General features: G+C 69.8%; 15 protein-coding genes. 4 read left to right on the top strand and 11 right to left on the bottom strand.

Annotated features, from left to right (window positions below):
• The first annotated feature begins 11 nt into the window (after nt 1-11).
• On the top strand, nt 12-686 hold the full coding sequence (locus IPJ59_RS20320) for a response regulator (protein ID WP_293272953.1): 675 nt from the start codon (nt 12-14) through the stop codon (nt 684-686).
• Nucleotides 683-2,080, top strand: coding sequence for a sensor histidine kinase (locus IPJ59_RS20315; RefSeq protein ID WP_293272952.1), 1,398 nt, complete (start codon nt 683-685; stop codon nt 2,078-2,080). The genes IPJ59_RS20320 and IPJ59_RS20315 overlap by 4 nt, the downstream gene beginning before the upstream one ends.
• A 21-nt stretch (nt 2,081-2,101) precedes the next feature.
• On the opposite strand, the gene IPJ59_RS20310 is transcribed toward IPJ59_RS20315, so the two are convergent.
• The 8 genes from IPJ59_RS20310 to IPJ59_RS20275 all read right to left on the bottom strand — a co-directional run bounded on the left by IPJ59_RS20310 (nt 2,102) and on the right by IPJ59_RS20275 (nt 11,206).
• Nucleotides 2,102-3,568, bottom strand: coding sequence for a ferritin-like domain-containing protein (locus IPJ59_RS20310; RefSeq protein ID WP_293272951.1), 1,467 nt, complete (start codon nt 3,566-3,568; stop codon nt 2,102-2,104).
• A gap of 116 nt (nt 3,569-3,684) precedes the next feature.
• Complete coding sequence (locus tag IPJ59_RS20305) at nt 3,685-4,479, bottom strand: hypothetical protein (RefSeq protein WP_293272950.1); 795 nt, start codon at nt 4,477-4,479, stop codon at nt 3,685-3,687.
• A 99-nt stretch (nt 4,480-4,578) separates the two neighbouring features.
• Nucleotides 4,579-5,334 (bottom strand): PP2C family protein-serine/threonine phosphatase, encoded by a 756-nt coding sequence (locus IPJ59_RS20300; RefSeq protein WP_293272949.1) that lies wholly within the window; start codon nt 5,332-5,334, stop codon nt 4,579-4,581.
• Between the two features lie 141 nt (nt 5,335-5,475).
• Nucleotides 5,476-5,835, bottom strand: coding sequence for an EamA family transporter (locus IPJ59_RS20295; protein ID WP_293258203.1), 360 nt, complete (start codon nt 5,833-5,835; stop codon nt 5,476-5,478).
• A 148-nt stretch (nt 5,836-5,983) separates the two neighbouring features.
• Complete coding sequence (gene asnB, locus IPJ59_RS20290) at nt 5,984-7,621, bottom strand: asparagine synthase (glutamine-hydrolyzing) (RefSeq protein WP_293258201.1); 1,638 nt, start codon at nt 7,619-7,621, stop codon at nt 5,984-5,986.
• Nucleotides 7,622-7,627: 6 nt separating this feature from the next.
• A complete protein-coding gene (locus IPJ59_RS20285; RefSeq protein ID WP_293272948.1) occupies nt 7,628-8,686 on the bottom strand; it encodes a methyltransferase domain-containing protein in 1,059 nt (352 codons plus the stop codon).
• Nucleotides 8,687-8,825: 139 nt separating this feature from the next.
• Nucleotides 8,826-9,545: a glycosyltransferase family 2 protein gene (locus tag IPJ59_RS20280; RefSeq protein WP_293258197.1), complete on the bottom strand. Its 720-nt coding sequence runs from the start codon at nt 9,543-9,545 to the stop codon at nt 8,826-8,828.
• A complete protein-coding gene (locus IPJ59_RS20275) occupies nt 9,542-11,206 on the bottom strand; it encodes a hypothetical protein (protein ID WP_293272947.1) in 1,665 nt (554 codons plus the stop codon). Before IPJ59_RS20275 ends, IPJ59_RS20280 begins: the two co-directional genes overlap by 4 nt.
• A gap of 260 nt (nt 11,207-11,466) precedes the next feature.
• Here IPJ59_RS20275 and IPJ59_RS20270 point away from each other — a divergent pair, with 260 nt between their 5' ends.
• Nucleotides 11,467-12,225 carry a class I SAM-dependent methyltransferase gene (locus tag IPJ59_RS20270; protein WP_293272946.1) on the top strand — a complete coding sequence of 253 codons (759 nt, stop codon included), beginning with the start codon at nt 11,467-11,469 and terminating at the stop codon, nt 12,223-12,225.
• Nucleotides 12,226-12,372: 147 nt separating this feature from the next.
• On the top strand, nt 12,373-14,958 hold the full coding sequence (locus IPJ59_RS20265) for a hypothetical protein (protein ID WP_293272945.1): 2,586 nt from the start codon (nt 12,373-12,375) through the stop codon (nt 14,956-14,958).
• A gap of 6 nt (nt 14,959-14,964) precedes the next feature.
• Here the strand turns inward: IPJ59_RS20265 and IPJ59_RS20260 are convergent, their stop codons facing one another.
• From IPJ59_RS20260 to IPJ59_RS20250, 3 genes are all read right to left on the bottom strand, one after another.
• Nucleotides 14,965-15,654, bottom strand: a complete 690-nt coding sequence (locus IPJ59_RS20260) for a tetratricopeptide repeat protein (RefSeq protein WP_293258189.1) — start codon at nt 15,652-15,654, stop codon at nt 14,965-14,967.
• Nucleotides 15,651-16,214 carry an RNA polymerase sigma factor gene (locus tag IPJ59_RS20255; RefSeq protein ID WP_293272944.1) on the bottom strand — a complete coding sequence of 188 codons (564 nt, stop codon included), beginning with the start codon at nt 16,212-16,214 and terminating at the stop codon, nt 15,651-15,653. The genes IPJ59_RS20260 and IPJ59_RS20255 overlap by 4 nt, the downstream gene beginning before the upstream one ends.
• 77 nt (nt 16,215-16,291) lie before the next feature.
• Nucleotides 16,292-17,152, bottom strand: a complete 861-nt coding sequence (locus IPJ59_RS20250) for a hypothetical protein (RefSeq protein WP_293258185.1) — start codon at nt 17,150-17,152, stop codon at nt 16,292-16,294.
• Nucleotides 17,153-17,216: the final 64 nt, after the last annotated feature.

The following is a 17,216-nucleotide window of genomic DNA, read 5'->3' as shown; positions in this document are numbered from 1 at the left end:
CCGGGTGACCGATGCGCGTGCTCGTCGTCGAGGATAATCGTCAGCTCGCGCGCTTGCTCGAGCAGGGCCTGCGCGAGGCCGGCTGCAGCGTGGTGCTGGCGCACGACGGGCGCGCCGGGCTTCGGGTCGCGCAGGAGGGTGGTCACGACGTGCTGGTGGTCGACTGGTTGCTGCCGGAGCTCGACGGTCTGGCGCTGCTGCGGGCGCTGCGACGGGCCCGCGACGCGACGCCGGTGTTGATGTTGACGGCCCGCGACGCGGTCGCCGACCGGGTCGCGGCGCTGGACGCGGGTGCCGACGATTATCTGGTCAAGCCGTTTGCCTTCGTGGAGCTGCTGGCGCGGCTGCGGGCGCTGGAGCGGCGGCGCAAGGGCGCCGCGGCCAGCGTGATCGCGGTGGCGGACCTCGAGATCGACACGGTGGGGCGCACGGCGCGGCGCGGCGGTCGCGAGCTCGGGCTCTCGGCCCGCGAGTTCGCGGTGCTCGAGCGGCTCGCGCTCGGGCGCGGGCGCATCGTCACGCGCGAGCAGCTGCATGACCATGTCTACGACGCGGCCGCAGATCTGGCGAGCAACGTGGTCGACGTGCACGTGGCGAACGTGCGCAAGAAGGTCGACGTGGGCTTTGAATGCAAGCTCATCCATACCCGCCGCGGGCTCGGCTACGTCCTGGAAGTGCCGACGTGAGCGGCTCTTTGCGCGGGCGCCTGCTCGCGGTGTTGTTGGCGGTGGTCGCCCCGGTGGTCGCGGGGCTGTGCGTGCTGCTGTATCTGGCGGTCGCGCGCGCGGTGTGGGCGGCCTTCGATGACGATCTGCACGACCTCGCGGGGACGCTGGCGGCCAGCGTCGAGCTCGACCATGAGGGCTATGACCTCGAGCTGCTGGCCCGCGACAGCGGTGCGGCGATGGGCCCGGGGCGGCGCAGTTATCTGCAGCTGTGGGGCCCGGACGGGGCGCTGCTGCACCGATCTGCGGGGCTCGGGGAGGCATCTCTGCCGCGATCGGAGCTCGGTGGATTTCGCGTGTTCGTCGGCGAGGCGGAGCTGCGAGGGGTCGTGCTGCGCTTCGCGCCGGCCTTCGATCCAGAGGATGGGGTGGTCGGCACGGAGCAGCTGACGATCGCGGTGGCGCGCGAGGTCGCCGGAACGCGTGCGTTGCTGGGCACGATCGCCGGGTGGTTTGTCGGCCTCGGGGTCGTCATCCTCGCGGCCGCGGCGCTGGCGGTGCGGTTGGGCGTGGGCCGCGGGCTGCGACCGCTCGAGCGGATCGCGGCCAGCATCGCGGCGATCGACGAGCGGGCGCTGGCGCGGCGGGTGGCCGAGGACGATCTGCCGAGCGAGCTGCGGCCGATCGTGCTCCGGCTCAACGCGCTGCTGGGCCGGCTCGAGGCGGCCTTCGCCCGCGAGCGTCAGTTCACGGCCGACGCTGCGCACGAGCTGCGCACGCCGCTGACGATCCTCCACGCGGCGCTGGAACTGGCGCTGCAACGCGAGCGGTCACCGGACGAATATCGCGGGACGATCCGCCTGGCGCTCGAGACGGTCGAGCAAACCTCTGGGCTGGTCGAGCGGCTGCTGGCGCTGGCTCGCGTCGACGCTGAAGCGGGGGGGCGGCGCGAGGCGGTCGGATTACACGGACTGGTCGAGGGCGTGTGGACCGCGCAGGCGGGGGCCGCGAGCGCCCGCGGGCTCACGCTGGACAACCGCATCGAGCCGGCGCGCATGGTCGAGGCGGACCCGGACTCGCTGCGTTTGGTGGTCGGCAACTTGCTGGCCAACGCGGTCGCGTACACCGAGCAGGGCGGCTGGATCGCGATCGAGAGCGACGCGGCGGCGGGCGTGGTGGTGGCGGTGATCGACAGCGGGCCGCAGCTGGCGGACGAGCAGCTGGCGGCGGTGTTCGACCGCTTCTGGCGCGGCGATCTGGCCCGCGGCGATGATGGTCACTTCGGGATCGGGCTGGCGCTGGTGCGCTCGCTGTGCGCCGCGCTCGGGTGGACGGTCACCGCGGAGAACCGTGGCGACGGCTCGCTGGCCTTCGTGGTGCGGGGCACGGGCGGCGCTGCGCGTGTGCTGTCCTGAGGGACAGGTCACAGCGTGGCCTCAGGCGGCGGCGCAGAGGGCGTCGGCGCAGGGGTCGATGAGCTCGGCGAGGCCGCGGCGCCAGATGGCGGCGCGCAGCGACGGGTCGATGAGGCCGTGGCGGCGCAGCTCGAGGTCGGCGGGGCTGCGGGCGTCGTGGTCGGCGCCGCGCTGGGCCTCGGCGACGGCGGCGGTGAAGGTGTCGCGGGCGAGCGAGCGGAGGGAGGGGTCGACGCGGAGGAGCCACTGCAGGGTGCGCCAGCCGAGCTCGGCGTGGCGTTGCTCGTCGGCGGCGATGCGGGCCCACACTTGCTGCACGACCGGGTCGCTGGCGATCGCGGCGGCCTCGCGGGCCTCGAGGGCCGAGAGCGTCTCGCACACGCAGGCCTCGCGGATGAGGGCGACGAGCATCGTGGCGCGGTCGGTGGGGATGGTGGTGGCGATCGGTAGTGGGCCGGGGCCGACGGGGCTGCCGGCGTAGGCGCAGGCGAGGCCGAAGGCGAGGTGCGCGTGCAGGATCTCGTCGCTGAGGGCGGCGTGGGTGTCGCGCACGAGCTCGGGCGGTGCACCGGCGGCGAGGAGCTGGAGGGTGAAGCTGGCGAACGCGGCGATCGAGGCGTGCTCCATGCGCGCGAGCTCGGTCCAGGCGGCGGCGAGGGCGGTGCGTGCGGGCGGCAGGGTGGGGCTCAGGGGCTCGCGCCAGTCGTCGCGGGCGACGGCGGGGGCGAGCACGGCGGTGGCGTCGACGAGGTAGGGGCGACCGCAGACGCTGTCATTGCAGGCCCACGCTTTCGGATCCTTGTAGTCGATCCACACGCAGGGTTCGCCGCCGCAGTCGGCGTCGGACTTGCAGCTATCATTGGGGGTGGTGCAGTGGGCGTCGAAGGCCCCGTCGCTGCAAGTGCCGATATAGACGCCGCACAGGCCGTCGCCGCAGTCGGCGTCGACGGTGCATTCGGCGGGGATGCACGCGGAGGTCGGTCCGAGGCCCTCGCCGGCGCAGCGGCAGATCTCGCCGTCGGCGCAGTCGCTGTCCTGGGCGCAGCCGTAGCTGCACGAGCAGGTGCCGCCGACCAGCACGCCGCCGAACGAGACGTCCTGGCGGCATGAGCCGTGCGGCATATCGGTGCAGTCGGTGTTGGCCGTGCAGGCGCCGCCGCCGGTGTTGTCGACGCAGTCGGTGGGCGCGGCCGGGACGGCGCAGGCGACCGCCTCGACGCGGTGGGCGATGCCGCCGTCGCAGCGTTCGAAGCCGGAGGCGACCGGTGGCTCGCTGTAGGCCTGGTCGATCGCCGTGACGACGCCGGCGCAGGCGGTCGGGGGGCCGTCGGTGACGCTGCCCGTGTTGCCGGTGTCACCGCTGGCGCTGCCGTCGGCGCTGCCGTCGTCGTCGTCGCTGGTGGCCTTGTTCGGGCCGCAGGCGAGGGCGGCGAGGCCGAGGGCGGCGAGCAGGGCGTGGCGGACGGGGCGGATGGAGCTGTGCAGCATGACACCGTAGTTGACCCGCGGGCGCGCGGGCCGTCAAGCGCAGCGTCGACGCGACGGGTCAGTATGGTGGTCGGAATCGTGGTCGGTATTTGGGTCCGGGCGCAGCGTCGGCGACGTCATTTGCAGCGCGCGACGATGGCGACGAAGGTCGTCTGCAGCGACTGATCGCGGATGTCGGGCCCCAGGCCGGCGAAGCGCTCGGGTGGGAAGTTCTCGAGGAACACGGCGCGGGCGCGCTGGCAGTCGCCGGCGCGGGCGAAGCACTGCGGGGCGCTGGCGTAGAGGGTGTCGCGCAGGTTTGCGACCTGGTGGTCGTCGACGTTGCGCGGCTTGACGCGGGCTTGCAGGCTGCGAACGGTCTGGTAGCTCGCCTCGCACTGGGCCAGGGTGTGCGTCTCGGTGGCGCCCATGTTGAGGTCGAGGAGGGCGGCGAGCAGGCGGTCGCGGTCGTTGGAGTCGCCGCCGCGGCAGTACATCGCGGCCATGGTCTCGGTGGAGCTGGCGGCGCGTTCGGGGTGCATGTTCTGCTCGTCGCGCCAGTAGCGGTCGAGGCGGGCCTTGCCCTGCTGACAGCGGCCGGAGAGCATCTCGCAGAAGGCGCGGGTGGTCGCGGTGCTGCTGGCGTAGACGGGCCGGATCGCGGTGAGGCGGTCGAGGTCGGCGAGGCAGCCGACGCCGTCCTTGTGGGCGAACTTTCGGTTGGCGGAGGTGAGCAGCGCGGCGGCCTGGTCGTCGCTGCCGGCGGGTGCAGGTGTGGCGACGGGGCTGGTGGGGTTGTTCGCGGTGGCGGGCGCGGTGCAGTTGCACTGACAGGGCGGGCAGGGTGGGGGGCTGCTGCGGGGGCCCTTGCCTGCGTCGCAGGCGGCGAGGAGGACCGCCCACAGCGCGGGTCGGAGCGTGCTGCGGATCATCGGCCGATCCAAGCACGTGCGGCGCGGCCTGACCAGCAGGCGGCGCCGCGATCGGCTCACGGCGATGCGGCCTGCTGGTCAGGCCGCGCGGCGATCGGCTCACGGGCGCTGCTGCACGTGGACGACGATCGCGGTGATGTTGTCGCGCGAGCCGGCGGCGAAGGCGGCCTCGACGAGCGCGTCGGCGACGGCCTCGATCGCGGTGTCGGCGAGGAGGGCGGTGATCTCGGCGGGGCCGAGCACGCCGCTGAGGCCGTCGCTGCACACGAGGTAGCGGTCGCCGTCGACGAGGTCGAGGGTCTGGAGCTCGGGGCGGTCGTGTTCGGCGGCGCCGAGCGCCCGGGTGACGACGTTGGCGTAGGCGTACTGATCGAGCGGCGGCAAGTCGGCGCCGGTCTCCCGCAGCTGCTCGTAGAGCGAGTGGTCGCGGGTGAGCTGGGTGAGCACCCCGCCGCGCAGGCGGTAGATCCGGCTGTCGCCGAGGTGGGCCACGATCGCGGTCTTCGGGCGGACGATCAGGGCCGCGAGGGTCGAGCCCATGTTGCGCAGCTCGCCCTCGCGACGGGCGCAGATGCGGCGGTTGGCCAGGCGCACGGCGGCGTCGATGCGGTTCTCGTGGAGGCCGAGGCTGCGGTCGAAGGCGTAGGGCCAGGTGTTATCGGTGTCGACGCTCGCGGCCCAGAACTCGGCGAGCGAGGTGACGGCGATGTGGCTGGCCACCTCGCCGCCGGAGTAGCCGCCCATGCCGTCGGCGACGGCGAAGAGGCCGAGCTCGGCGTCAAGGACGTAGGCATCCTCGTTGCGCTTGCGACGGCCGACGGTGGTGCTGGCGGAGGCGATGAGTGTGCAGGTCATGCGCCTGCAAGAGCGTGTTCGGTGCCACGCCCAAGCCCGCGAGATCGCTGGCGCGGGTGGGGTGGCGAGTCACCGGTTTGAGGGCAACGGATGGAGGGTCCAGACCCGGGCCAGACCCCGGGCCAGACCCAGTGGGCGGCCTCAGGGGGCCGCGCCGCGGGCCACGAGGAAGATGCCCAGGACGATGACCAGGATCCCCAGGACGCGGAGCGGTGGGAGGGCCTCGCCCCAGATAAAATGCGACGCGACCGGCACCAGGATGAACCCCGCCCCGGTGATTGGGTGGGCGATGGTGAGGGGCAGCTTCTTGAGGACGCCGATCCAGAAGGCCGCGCTCAACGCGATGCACGCGGCGCCACAGATGAACCACGGCGAGAAGAATGGCCGCATGGCGGTCACCACGGCGTGGCCGTCAGGGCCGCTGACCATCGAGGCGCGCTTGAACAGGAGCTGGCCTCCGACGTTGAAGAGAATGGCCACGACGAGCTGGAGATAGATCAAGCGGGCCGATCTATAGCGCAGACGTCGCCGGGCTGCGAGGCCTTGTGGCGCCGGCTCATCGGCCTGCGCGGTCGGAGACCTTCAGCATCCGCCGGCGGAAAATACCACGTAGGAAGCGACTGTTATGGCGCCCACTCGGCCAGGCCGATCACACGCCGGAGTGTTGCAGGGTCTTGATGCACTCGGCGGTCATCAGGCTGGTCCAGTACTTACGATCGAAGCTCGCCTGTCCTCGCAGCCAGATGTTGATCGGGGTCGGGAGCCCGTGCTTCACCTTGCGCTGGAGGAGCAAGGTCCCCTTCGGCAAGATGCGCTCGGCGGCGGCCTTGACCACGTGTTTGCCGCGGACGCCGTTGAAGCGCAGGGAGTCCGAGAGGGTGAACGCGAATTCGACGAGGCGATAGTCGAGGAAGGGATTTCGCCCCTCGAGCGAGTGGGCCATGGTCATGCGGTCAGCCATCTGCAGCAGGGGTTGGAGGAAGATCCGCGTCTCGACGTAGCACATGTTGTCGAGCATCGATCGGTGGTCGCTCCACAGGTGCGAGAGATGCCCCTTCATGAGCGCGGCGCCGGAGAGGCCCGAGCGCGAGGCCATGCGGCAGAAGCGGTCGAGGTCCGAGCCCTCGAAGCGGCGCAGCATCGGCAGGTAGCTCGCGACCCGCGGGTCTGCGGCGTCGAAGGCGGGCAGCATCAGGAACTCGTTGCGCGCGTAGCCGCCGAACAGCTCGTCCGAGCCCTCGCCCGAGAGCACGACCTTGTAGTTGGCGTCGTGGCAGGCCTTGGCGAGGCGGTACAGGGGGAACACGCTGAAGGACCCGGTCGGGACCTCGAGGTGATACGCGAGCTTCGGCAGGTCGGCGAGGAACTCCTCCTTCGTCGGGCGGACGACGTGGAGCTCGATGCCGGCGCGCTGGGCGAAGTCGACGGCGTAGAGCTCCTCGTCGATGGTCGACTTGAACTCGTCGAACTGGCAGGTGAACGCCTCCTTGATGCCGGCGAGCATGGCGATGATCGTCGAGTCGATGCCGCCCGAGAGGAACATCGTCACGGGCACGTCGGCGCGCATGCGCAGCTTGACGCTGTCGCGCAGGAGCTCGATGAATTGCTCGACGGCCTCGTCCTCGTTCTGGTGGCGCTCACCGAACAGCTGCGGGATGTCCCAGTATTCGCGCGTGAGCAGTGAGGCGCGGGTCGGGTCGTAGAAGAGATAGTGACCCGGCGACAGCGAGAACACGTCCTTGTAGAGCGTGTGTTCATTCGGGCAGAACTCGAAGACTTCGAACAGCTCGTTGTCGACGAAGGTCAGCTCGCCGAGGGCCTTGACCTCGCTGGCGAACTCGAAGGTCTTGCCGCGGCAACGGTAGAAGAAGGGCTTCTTGCCGAGGCGGTCGCGGGCGCAGAAGAAGCGGTGTCCGTCCCAGATCGCCAGGGCGAACATTCCGTTGAACTTCTCGAGGCAGGCGGGCCCCCACTCGAGGTAGGCGGCGAGCGCGACTTCGGTGTCGGTCTTGGTCTTGAAGCGGCGGCCGCGGGCCTCGAGCTCGGCCTTCAGCTCGATCCAGTTGTAGATCTCGCCGTTGAAGACGATGGCGGCCTCGCCGATGCGCACCGGGAGATCGATGTCGTGGCGATCGACGATGTTGAGGCGGGTCTGGCCGAGGCACACCTCGACGTCGGGGCCGACGCGGTCCCGCGTGAGGGACGACTGGTCGGGGCCGCGGTGGCGCAGCTTCTCAAGGGACGCCTCGTCCAGCCGGACATTGATGCCTCCCAGGATGCCGCACATAGCTCGTCAGACCTTGCGGGCGCGGCAGCTGATCCCGGCTTCTTGCTCGTCCCAGGCCAGGATCTCCCAGCCCGAGGCGAACCACTCGCGGAACTCCTCCGGTGTGTACCGGAAGCAATAGACCGGGTGGTACCAATCGGCGTTGACCACGTTGTTCGTGTAGAAGTCGAATTCGTCGTTCCAGAAGCACTTCATCACGTTCCAGTGCAGGAAGCGCTGGACGTCGTAGGTGCCCTTCTGGATGCCGAGGATCGGGATGTCCTCCTCCAGGGTGACCTTGGCCTTGAGGTCGCTGAAGGCCTTGCCCATCTTTGTGATGGCCTCGCAGAGCTCGAGCGCCTTCTCGAAGGACTCGTCCTTGATGCGGTCGCGGATGTAGTCGTCGACGAACTCGCGGATGACGGACTTCTTGCGGTAGACGTAGGTGGCGATCTGGCCGCCGGTCCGGAGCTTCTTCTTCAGGTTCTCGAAGGTCCTGCGCGGGTCGGGCGTGTGGTGGATGACCTGATCGCAATTGATGAAGTCGAAGAAGCCGTCCGGGAAGGGCAGGCGGTTGATGTCGGCGTGGACGAGCTGGACGTTGGGTCGATCGGGCTGAGCCGCCGCGTTCGAGAGGGCGTGCCAGGCCGTGTCGGCGCCGAAGACCACGGTATCGCTGACGGAGGACTGGTCGGCGAAATTCGCGGCGTCGCGGCCGGCGCCGGTGCCGGCGTCAAGGACGTAGCGCTGGTCCTTCAGGAAGCTCTTGAGGTTCTCGATGGTGCCGAAGCCGAAGCGGGCGAGGTACCAGTCGGTGTAGAAACGGCGCGTGTGTTCGCGGTAGTAGCGGTGCTGGTCCCACTTGTCGCCGAACGACTTCACGGTCTGGTCGGCCTTGACGTCCTCGGAGACGAAGCTCGGGATGCCCTCGCGGATCGGGTAGCGCCTTCCGTGCGTCCCGTCGGCCGCGTCGGGGGCCTGGAGCTCACCCTCGACCAAGTCGTCCCCGGTCTCGCGGGTGGCGTTGGCCGCGAGGCGGGTTTGGGTGTCGGGATCGACGAGACACTGGAGGTACTGTCTTTTCATGGGAGCGCGACCGTGAAGGCTCGTTGAATAGCGGCTGAGTGTAATCGGGGGGGACCTGCACCCGCAAGAGGGGCGGGGGCCTCTACTCGCACCGCGAGTCGGCGTCGGCAGACGAAATTGTGCGGTTTGCAGCGAATGATCAGGTCCTTGGTCTTCGCAGCGTCTCGAGACGGTAGCGGAGGAGGTCTTGGAAGATCCGGAGCGAAACCATGACTGGGAAGTTTGAGAGAAACGACTCACCAGCGTTTCGCGCATCGAAGTCGGTGTCGACCTCCTCGATGCGAAACCTACGCACCCCGGCGGCGACGCCGATAAAGCTCTGGAAGTACCTGTACCCTGGGGCATCCTTCAGGATGTCTGCCAGCACTTCGCGGCGACAGACGATGAATCCGCTCTTGTTGTCGCGGAGGTGCATCCCGAAGGTCACGTTCAGGAGCGCGTTGAGCCCCTTCGAGAACGCGAGGCGGCCGCCGCTGACCTTCGGGTTTCGCACCGCCTGAACGATGTCGGGCCGGGTCGCGCTGAACGAGGCGTAGAGGCGCGGGATGTCCTCCGGGCGGTTCTGCAGATCGGAGTCGATGAGGCAGACGATCGGGGCCGTCGTGTTGGCGAGGCCGGAGAGCCAGCCTCCGACGATACCCTTGTTCTGTTCGTGGCGGACGCCGCGCACGCGAGGGTCTCTGCGCATTGTCTCGGTGATGCGCGCCCAGGTGTCGTCCTTCGAGCCGTCGTCGATGAGCAATAACTCGGCCTGGACCGGCATCGCGTCGAAGACCGCGAGCATGCGGGCGCAGAAGGGGTCAACGTTGAGCTCCTCGTTGAAGCACGGTGCGATGACCGCGAGTTCTGGGGTCGTCATTGCGTCGGGATCTCCACCGTGTGCGTGAGCTTCGGTTCCGTCCGGTGCAGCTTCCCGTCGTGGTGGAACACCAGGTTCATCCACAGCTCGACCTTTGCGACCTTCTCCTGGGCGTCGAACACCTCGTTCTGCCCATCATTGAGCTGGCCCTTCGGCCACGACCAGATGTGCCGCGGACGCCCGACCCAGTTCAAGAAGGTGAGCCTTTGGCCGCCGCGGTTCAGGTTACCGAAGAAGCGGCGCATGAAGTCATCGTACCGGGCCTGCAATTTCTTGTTGCGGCACGAGCGCGCGCGGAGGTGGCGCTTCTCCATCTCCTCCGGCGTGATGGTCTCGAGCGCCCTCATCGTGGAATAGCTGCCCGTGGCGTAGATGCCGGTCATCGCGCGGCCGTCGGTCGCGTAGCACAGGCTCCCCTGCGACCAGTGCATGTCCGTCGGCTGAAAGTAGCTGCCCCGGACGAGGTAGCGGTTACCACTCTCGCCGATCGCGTAGATCTCGTAGTTCTCGGTCAGGCGGGTGTCGTACCAGGCGACGGCCGTCGGATAGTACCAGATGCGCGAGCCCGACCAGTAGATCGCTGCGAGGCCGAGGAGGAGCGGCAGCTTGTACTCGAGCATGCGGTCGATCAGCGGCTTGCCGCTCCGGCCGATCCACACGAACGCCAATACGCTGGTCGCCATCCACTTCCAGAAGCAGATCCCGCTCATCGCGAAGATGCCGAAGTTGAGCAGGAAGAGGCCGAGGAACCACCAGCGTGTCAGCTGCCGGAACAGGTAGAGCCCGACGATCGCCCCCACCTCGATGAAGAGCGTGTAAAATGCCATCCAGTAGTCGAACCGGCGGGCCAGGGCGTCGAATTGCAGGAAGGCCGACTCCGGGACGATCGAGAGCCAGCCGTGGACGTAGCCGGACATCCCGACGTTGGAGACGTGGTTCTCGTTGAGCCAGGAGCCCGTCGGCCCGATGTTCACCTTGGCGATGCCCGCCAGATAGTAGAAGGCTGCGAACGAGCCGATGCCGACGACGAGGAAATGCGCCGGCTTGAACGACCGCGACAGCGACGCCCAGACGAAGATCGAGAAGATGATCACGAGCTCGGCGGGCGCGCGAAAGTCGAAGTCGTCCAGCGGGGTCGGGACGTACGCCTCCTTGATCATCACGATCGACATCTTGACCGCGAGCGGGACGAAGATCGGGAATCGGATAGACAGCAGACCGCAGGCGACCAGCAGGAGGCGATCGAGGCCGTGGGCGCGGTCCAGATAGAGGTTGTACGGGGAGGTCGCGCCCGACCAACAGAGCATCAGCACGACGCCGAGCGTGAAGACACGCAGGGCTTTGCCGTGCTCCCAGTCGGTCCATCGCAGCTTCCTCCCGGCGACGAAGAACAGGGCCATCGGCACCAGAAAGGTCAGGAGCTGGGGCACGACGGGCACGTTCTTGGGCGCGCTCCGGGCGATGAGCGCCAGGTCAGCCTGTGCCATCGACAAGAAAATCGACGACGCATGATAGTGCGCGGCGTCCACGGCCTGGAAGAACAGCGGCCGGAACAGCGCGACGAGCACGAAGAGGACCGCCACGTGCAACAGCGCCGACAGGGCGTCGGCGCTGACCTGGCGACGCCCCCAGGCGCCGAGCCGCGGTAGCAGCGTTGACATCGCCTCGGCGCTGAACTGACTACGTGCCCACGAGGTGAGCCTCGGGATGATGCCTTTGAGGGTCTGCACGGAGCACGTTTGTGCGGTTCAGAACGATAGAATGATCAGGCCAGCGAAGTCCCGCGAAGTGGGCAAGATATCGTCATTTTCGCGGTCCGAGGGCAAGCGCAAATAATGCGTGACCCCTGGAGTGGGTCCTCCTGGGAGGACTACACATGTGCCTCGCCGCCGCATCCCAAACTGTTACTCTCTCGCCGCCCATGACCAGCACTGATGCCCGTGGCGGCGTGTTCCGAGCCGAACAGTTCCATTCGAATGTCCCCGATGGGATGGGGGATCACTACTGGCACCAGGCGCGCAACCGCATCATCGAGCGCCGCCTCGCCAGGATGCCTGGCAGCCGTGATGGCTTGCTCCTCGAGATCGGTTGCGGACGTGGGATCGTGGTGGGATTTCTCCGGCAGCGGGGGTGGCGTATCGTCGGCGCAGAGCTGGGAAGCCCGGAGCCCATCTCGGCGGAGGTGGCGCCCCACCTGCACCTCGGGACAGACGCCCTCGCTCTGCCCACAGCCCTGCGCAGCGAGGTGCGCGCCGTGCTGCTCCTCGACGTCCTCGAGCACCTCGACGACCCGGCCGGCTTCCTCACCGCGATCGTCGGGGCATTCCCGGCCATGGCGCGGCTGCTGATCACGGTGCCCGCCCGGCAGGAGTTGTTCTCGAACTACGACGAGTTCTACGGCCACCGTCTGCGCTTCGATGAGGCCGCCCTGGCCGAGCTGGTGGCGGCGGCGGGCCTCAGCCTCGCGGGCCAGGGCTACTTCTTCCACGCGCTGTATGCCCCTGCGCGCCTCCTGTCGGCCCTCGGCCGGCCGCGGGCGACGGTCGTGCACGCGCCCGCGGGCGCCGTGCGCCTGGCGCATCGCGTGCTCGGTGCGGCGCTCGCGGCCGAGGAGCGGCTGGTCCCGTCGGCGGTGCGCGGCACCTCGATGTGGGCCGAGCTTTGTGTTCCGGGGCGCTGATTCAGGTGTCGGCCCTGCCAGGAGATCGCACCACAGCGAATATTGTGCATTATGTCACAGTTGCCGGCGGCGGACCGTTCAGCGCGCACCAGTGACCAATTACAGACCCCCGCGACCCGTGAACCCTTGCCGCGAGAGACAGACCTGATGGCCAAGCAACACAACGTATTCGGGACGATGCGGGCGTTCGCTCTGCCAGTCTGGTTGCTGCTGGCCCTGGGGGTGTTCCTGTGGCGGATGAACCCGCATTACCCGATCCAGCACTGGCTGTTCTGGCGCTACGCCGGATATTGGGTCGCCTGCGCCGCCTTCGCCGCTGCCAGCCTCGGTCTCGGACACGCGATCGTGCGCCGTATCACCGGTCCGCGCCTGCCACTGCTGCAACACCTCTCGATCGCCTTCCCCGTCGGCGTCTTCGGCTTCGAGCTGCTGATGTTCTTCGCCGGCCACCTGCAGCTATACCGGCCGTGGCTCTTCTTCGCCTTCCCGGTGCTGCTGATCGCCGCGACCGGCCCGCGGCTGGTCCGCGACGCCCGCCGTTGGGCCACGCACCTCCGCGCGCACAGCCGTCGTGCGCCGCGCCTGGCCTGGTGGCAGTGGGCGATCCCCGCCTTCGGGCTGCTCGCCCTCAGCCTGCTCTACTTCGGCATCCTCACCCCCGACAATGTCCAGTTTGACGCCCGCTGGCGGCATCTGGCGCTCCCCGAGGACTACGTCGCCCATGGCGGCTTGCATCGCTTCGGCGAGGGCCTCACCGCCTCCACCGGCTCGCGCTTCCACGGCTTTCTCTACACCTGGGCCTTCCTGGTCCCGGGCAAGCTCTTCGATCGCATCGAGCTGGCGCAGCACATCGAATTCACCATCTTCCTGTTCACCACGCTGATCACGATCCCGGCGATGGTGCGCTGGATGGTCCCCGGCGCCGACCCGCGGCTCGTGTGGGCCGCGCGCTTCCTGTTCCCGGGTGTGTTCTGCTACGATTCGAACCTCAGCGGCAACGTCGACCACATCGCCGGGTTGTTCTGCGCGCCGCTGCTGCTGAGCACGGTCCGCGCGCTCCGCGACCTCAATCCGCGGCACGTGCTCATCCTGTCGATGATGCTCCCGGCGTTGATCATGGGCAAGGAGACCGCGGCGGTGATGATGGCGCCGATGGCGATCTTGCTCGTCGCCGGCAGAGCCGGGCAATCTGCGGTCCAGGCGGCGCGCCACCGCCTCGCGCCGCGGCGCGCGAGCAACTGGTGGCGCGGCCCGGTGGTCGCGGTGGTCGGGGTTGTCGTCTTCAGCGCCCCGCACTGGCTCAACAACGTCCTCTGGCACGGCGACCCCTTCTACCCGATCCTGCACAAATACTTCGACGCGCGCCCGTGGGCGGCCGACGCCACGTACAACTACGATTCATTCCTTGCGATGCAGCTGTGGGCCCCGCCGCGCACGCTGGCGGGCGTTTGGGAGACGCTGCAGGCGCTCTACAATTTCTCGTTCATCCCCAACGACTGGAAGAACCACCACGGCATGGTCCCGGTCTTCGGCTCGCTGATGACGCTGCTGCTGCCGTGCCTGCTGTTCGTGCGCCGCACCAGGCGTGTGTGGTTCCTGGTCGCCTGGGTCCATCTCGCCATCTTCTTGTGGTACTGGGTCAATCATCAGGATCGTTATCTACAGACGATCGTCCCGTGGATGAGCGCGATCACGGCCGCGATCATCGTGCTGGTGTGGCGTCAGAGCAGGCTCGTGACGCGCGGCGCCCTGGTCGCGCTGGTCAGCTTTCAGATCGTCTGGGGCGGCGACGTCCCGTTCTTTCAGACCCACAGCATGGCCAAGTCGACGTTCAAGAAGGTCGTCGACCTGTTGTCGAGCGGCTACAAGCGCAACTACGACAAGCGCCTGGACACGCAGGGCACCTACGCGGAGATCGGCAGGGCCCTCCCCGCTGGCGCGCGGCTGCTCATGCACGAGAACCACGCCCACCTCGGGGTTGGCGTCACATCCATCTCCGACTGGAGCACCTGGCAGTTTGGCCTCAGCTACGGGCTGCTCGCGTCCCCGCGCGATGTCTACGACGCCTACGTCGACCTCGGCGTCACCCACGTGCACTGGGTGAAGCTGCGCAGCCGGGCCTGGGACAGCGTCGCCGCCGACCTGATGTTCTTCGACTTCGCCCTCCGCCGCACCGTCAAGCCGCGGCGCTTCGGGAAGACCATCCTCGCCGAGATGCCCGCCGCGCCGCCGGTCGGCCCGGACGAGTTCGACGACAGCGTCGTCGTCCTCGGCTGTGGCCGCGGGTACGCCACCGGTAGCTACCGCGTCTCGGACCTCCAGACCAAGGAGTTCGGGACCGAGTCGCATGTCTTCGCCGAGCCCCGCGTCGCCGCGCCGGCGCGGCCGACGGTGGACGAGGTCGAGGCGCTGATCAGGGACGTCGCCTTCGTGGTCCTCGACCCGACCTGCAACGCCAAGGTCCGCCCCGCGGTCACCGCCAAGTTCGAACACGCGGCCACCCGCGGTCGCGTGTCGAAGCACCGCAATGTCCAGTACGAGCTCTACCTGCGCAAGCCGGTCAAGTCGCCCGGCAAGGCGGCCGCACGCACGTCGACGGCCAAGCCCGCGGCCGAGCCGGCCGCGCCCGTGGCCGAGCCGGCCAGGCCCGCTGACGAGCCGGCCAGGCCCGCTGACGAGCCGGCCAGGCCCGCGGCCGGGCCCCCGGCCGCGCCGGCGGACGCGCCCTTGTGATGCGGCTCAGCGCGGGCTGAGCTCGTCGCAGGCCGGGCCGGGGCCCAGGCGGGCGAGGGCGCGGTCGACGTCGCTGGCGAGCGCGCCCGGGTGCCGCGCGCGGTACAGGCGATAGGCGCAGCGGGCCTCGTCGCCGCGGCCGAGCTCACGGAGCAGGGCGGCGAGGTCGAGGAGGGCGCCGCGGGCGAGCGGGTCGTCGGGGTGTTCGCGGACGACGCGGGTCAGGAGCGCGGCGGCTGCGGCGGGCTGGCCCGCGGCGCGGAGGGTGTCGGCGCGGCGGACCAGCGCGTGCGGGTCGTCGCTGGCTGGCTCGCTGGTCGAGTTCGGGGTGTCGTCGTCGCCGGCCGGCACGCGCACGCCGGGGGCCAGCGGCGGGCCGCGCAGCACGGCGCGGTCGCTGGCTGGCGCGGGGGACATGTCCTGGGCGACATGTCCCGAGAGACCTGCCCTTTGGGACAGGCCGAGATCGAGGCCGGTGACGACGAGGGCGAGGGCGGCGGCGGCGAGGACGAGGCCGCCGACGATCACGCTGCGGCGGGCGCGGGCGCGGCGGGCGGCGAGGAAGCCGGCGTACACGCGCTCGGCGTCGACGCGCAGGGGCGGCGCGGGGGCGTCGCGGGCGAGCTGCGCGAGGGCGCGGAGCTGCGGGTTGAGGACGGCCGGCTCGTCGGCGGCGGGGCGGAGCTCGGGCTTCATGACGCCCTCCACGGGAGGCCGAGCGCGGCGCAGAGCAGCTGCTCGGCGCGGCGCGTACGGTACGAGACGGTGCTGATCGGGGCGCCGAGAGCGGCGGACGCGTCGATGAGGTTCATGCCCTCGATGGCGCGAGCGATGAAGGCCTCGCGTAATTTGTCGGGCAGGTCGGCGAGGGCGGCGTAGAGGTGGTCGCGTTGCTGGCGGGCGACGAGGTCGGACTCGGGGTCGTCCTGCGGCTCGCTGGGGCGCCCGGCCGCGACGTCCTCGCGGCGACGACGGCGACGCTGCGAGTCCCACCAGTTGCGGGTGCGGTTGGTGGCGATGGCATGCAGCCAGGTGCCGAGCTGGGCGTCGCCGCGGAAGCGCGGCAGGGCGGTGAAGGCGGCGATGAAGACCTCTTGCACGAGGTCGTCGACCGCGCTCGGGTCACCGACCATGCGAAGGATCTGGCGGGCGACGCGTTCGCGGTAGCGGGTGAACAGCTGCGACTGGGCGGCCCGGTCGCCGCGCTGGGCGGCCCGTAGCACTTGGGCCTCGTCGTCGCCGTCGTCGCTCACCATCGCCCGCGGCAGTGTAACGGAGGTCGACACCGGGTCATCGACCGCGCCGCGCGGGGAGATTCCAGGCCAGCCCCGGATCAGCCGAACACGAGGCCGATCTGGAGGCCGACGATGAATTGGGCCGGGCCTCGCTGGACGCGCGCGTGGTCGCCCTTGAGCTTGAGCGGCGGGAGGGCGAGGTCGACGCCGGTGCGGACGCCGATGAGCCAGCGTGGCCAGCGGATCTGCAGCAGGGCCCCGAGCTCGCTGCTGCTGGCCCAGGCGCTCGTGCTGCGGCGGTCGCTGGTGGTCGTCCAGGCCCCGTGCGCGAGCGCGTGGGCGCCGAGCCACAGGCGAGTGCGCGGCAGCGGGGCCCCGGCGGCGAGGCCGAGGCCGAGGCGCAGGGTGTGCAGGCCGAGGCCGGCGCGGGCGCTGGTCGACCAGCCGAGGCTGGCGAGCGGCTGGAGGTGCTCATGCAACAGCCAGGTGCCGCCCTGGACGTCGAGGCCGCCCTCGACGAGCGAACGGCCGAGCTCCATACGCGGGCCGAGGCCGAGCCAGCCGCGCAGCGGCGATGCCGGGGCTGGCGTGGTCGGCGTGGTGGTTGTTGTGTCGGCGCGGTGGTCTTGTGGGTCGTCCCACTGCGTGATGATGAGGGCGAGCGAGGCGGCCAGTTCGCGGCTGCGGTCCTCGGGGCTGGTGCCCGCGAGGGCGAGGCGGCGACGCTCGCTGCGGCCGTCGGGGCCGCGGAGCACGAGCTCGACCTCGCTGGGGTTGGCGCCGGGGGCTGCGTCGCGGACGGTGATCTGCCAGTCGTCGAGGGTGGGGACCCGGCTGCGCAGGCCGGCCTCGGCGGCGACGTGGTCGATCGCGGAGGCGTGCAGGTCGAGCGCCGGGGGGGCCAGCAGGGCGAGGGCTGCGAGGCTGGCGAGCGAGGCCACGAAGCGCAGGAGTGCCACGGGTCAACGGCGTTGGCCAGGGGGCGAACGGTCTGGAATCGCCGCGAGCGGGCCGGTCCCACGG

The sequence above is a fragment of the Nannocystis sp. genome, assembly GCF_016714285.1.
In the GTDB taxonomy this organism is placed as follows: Bacteria; Myxococcota_A; Polyangia; order Nannocystales; family Nannocystaceae; genus Nannocystis.
This window is presented reverse-complemented; position numbering and strand designations above follow the sequence as displayed.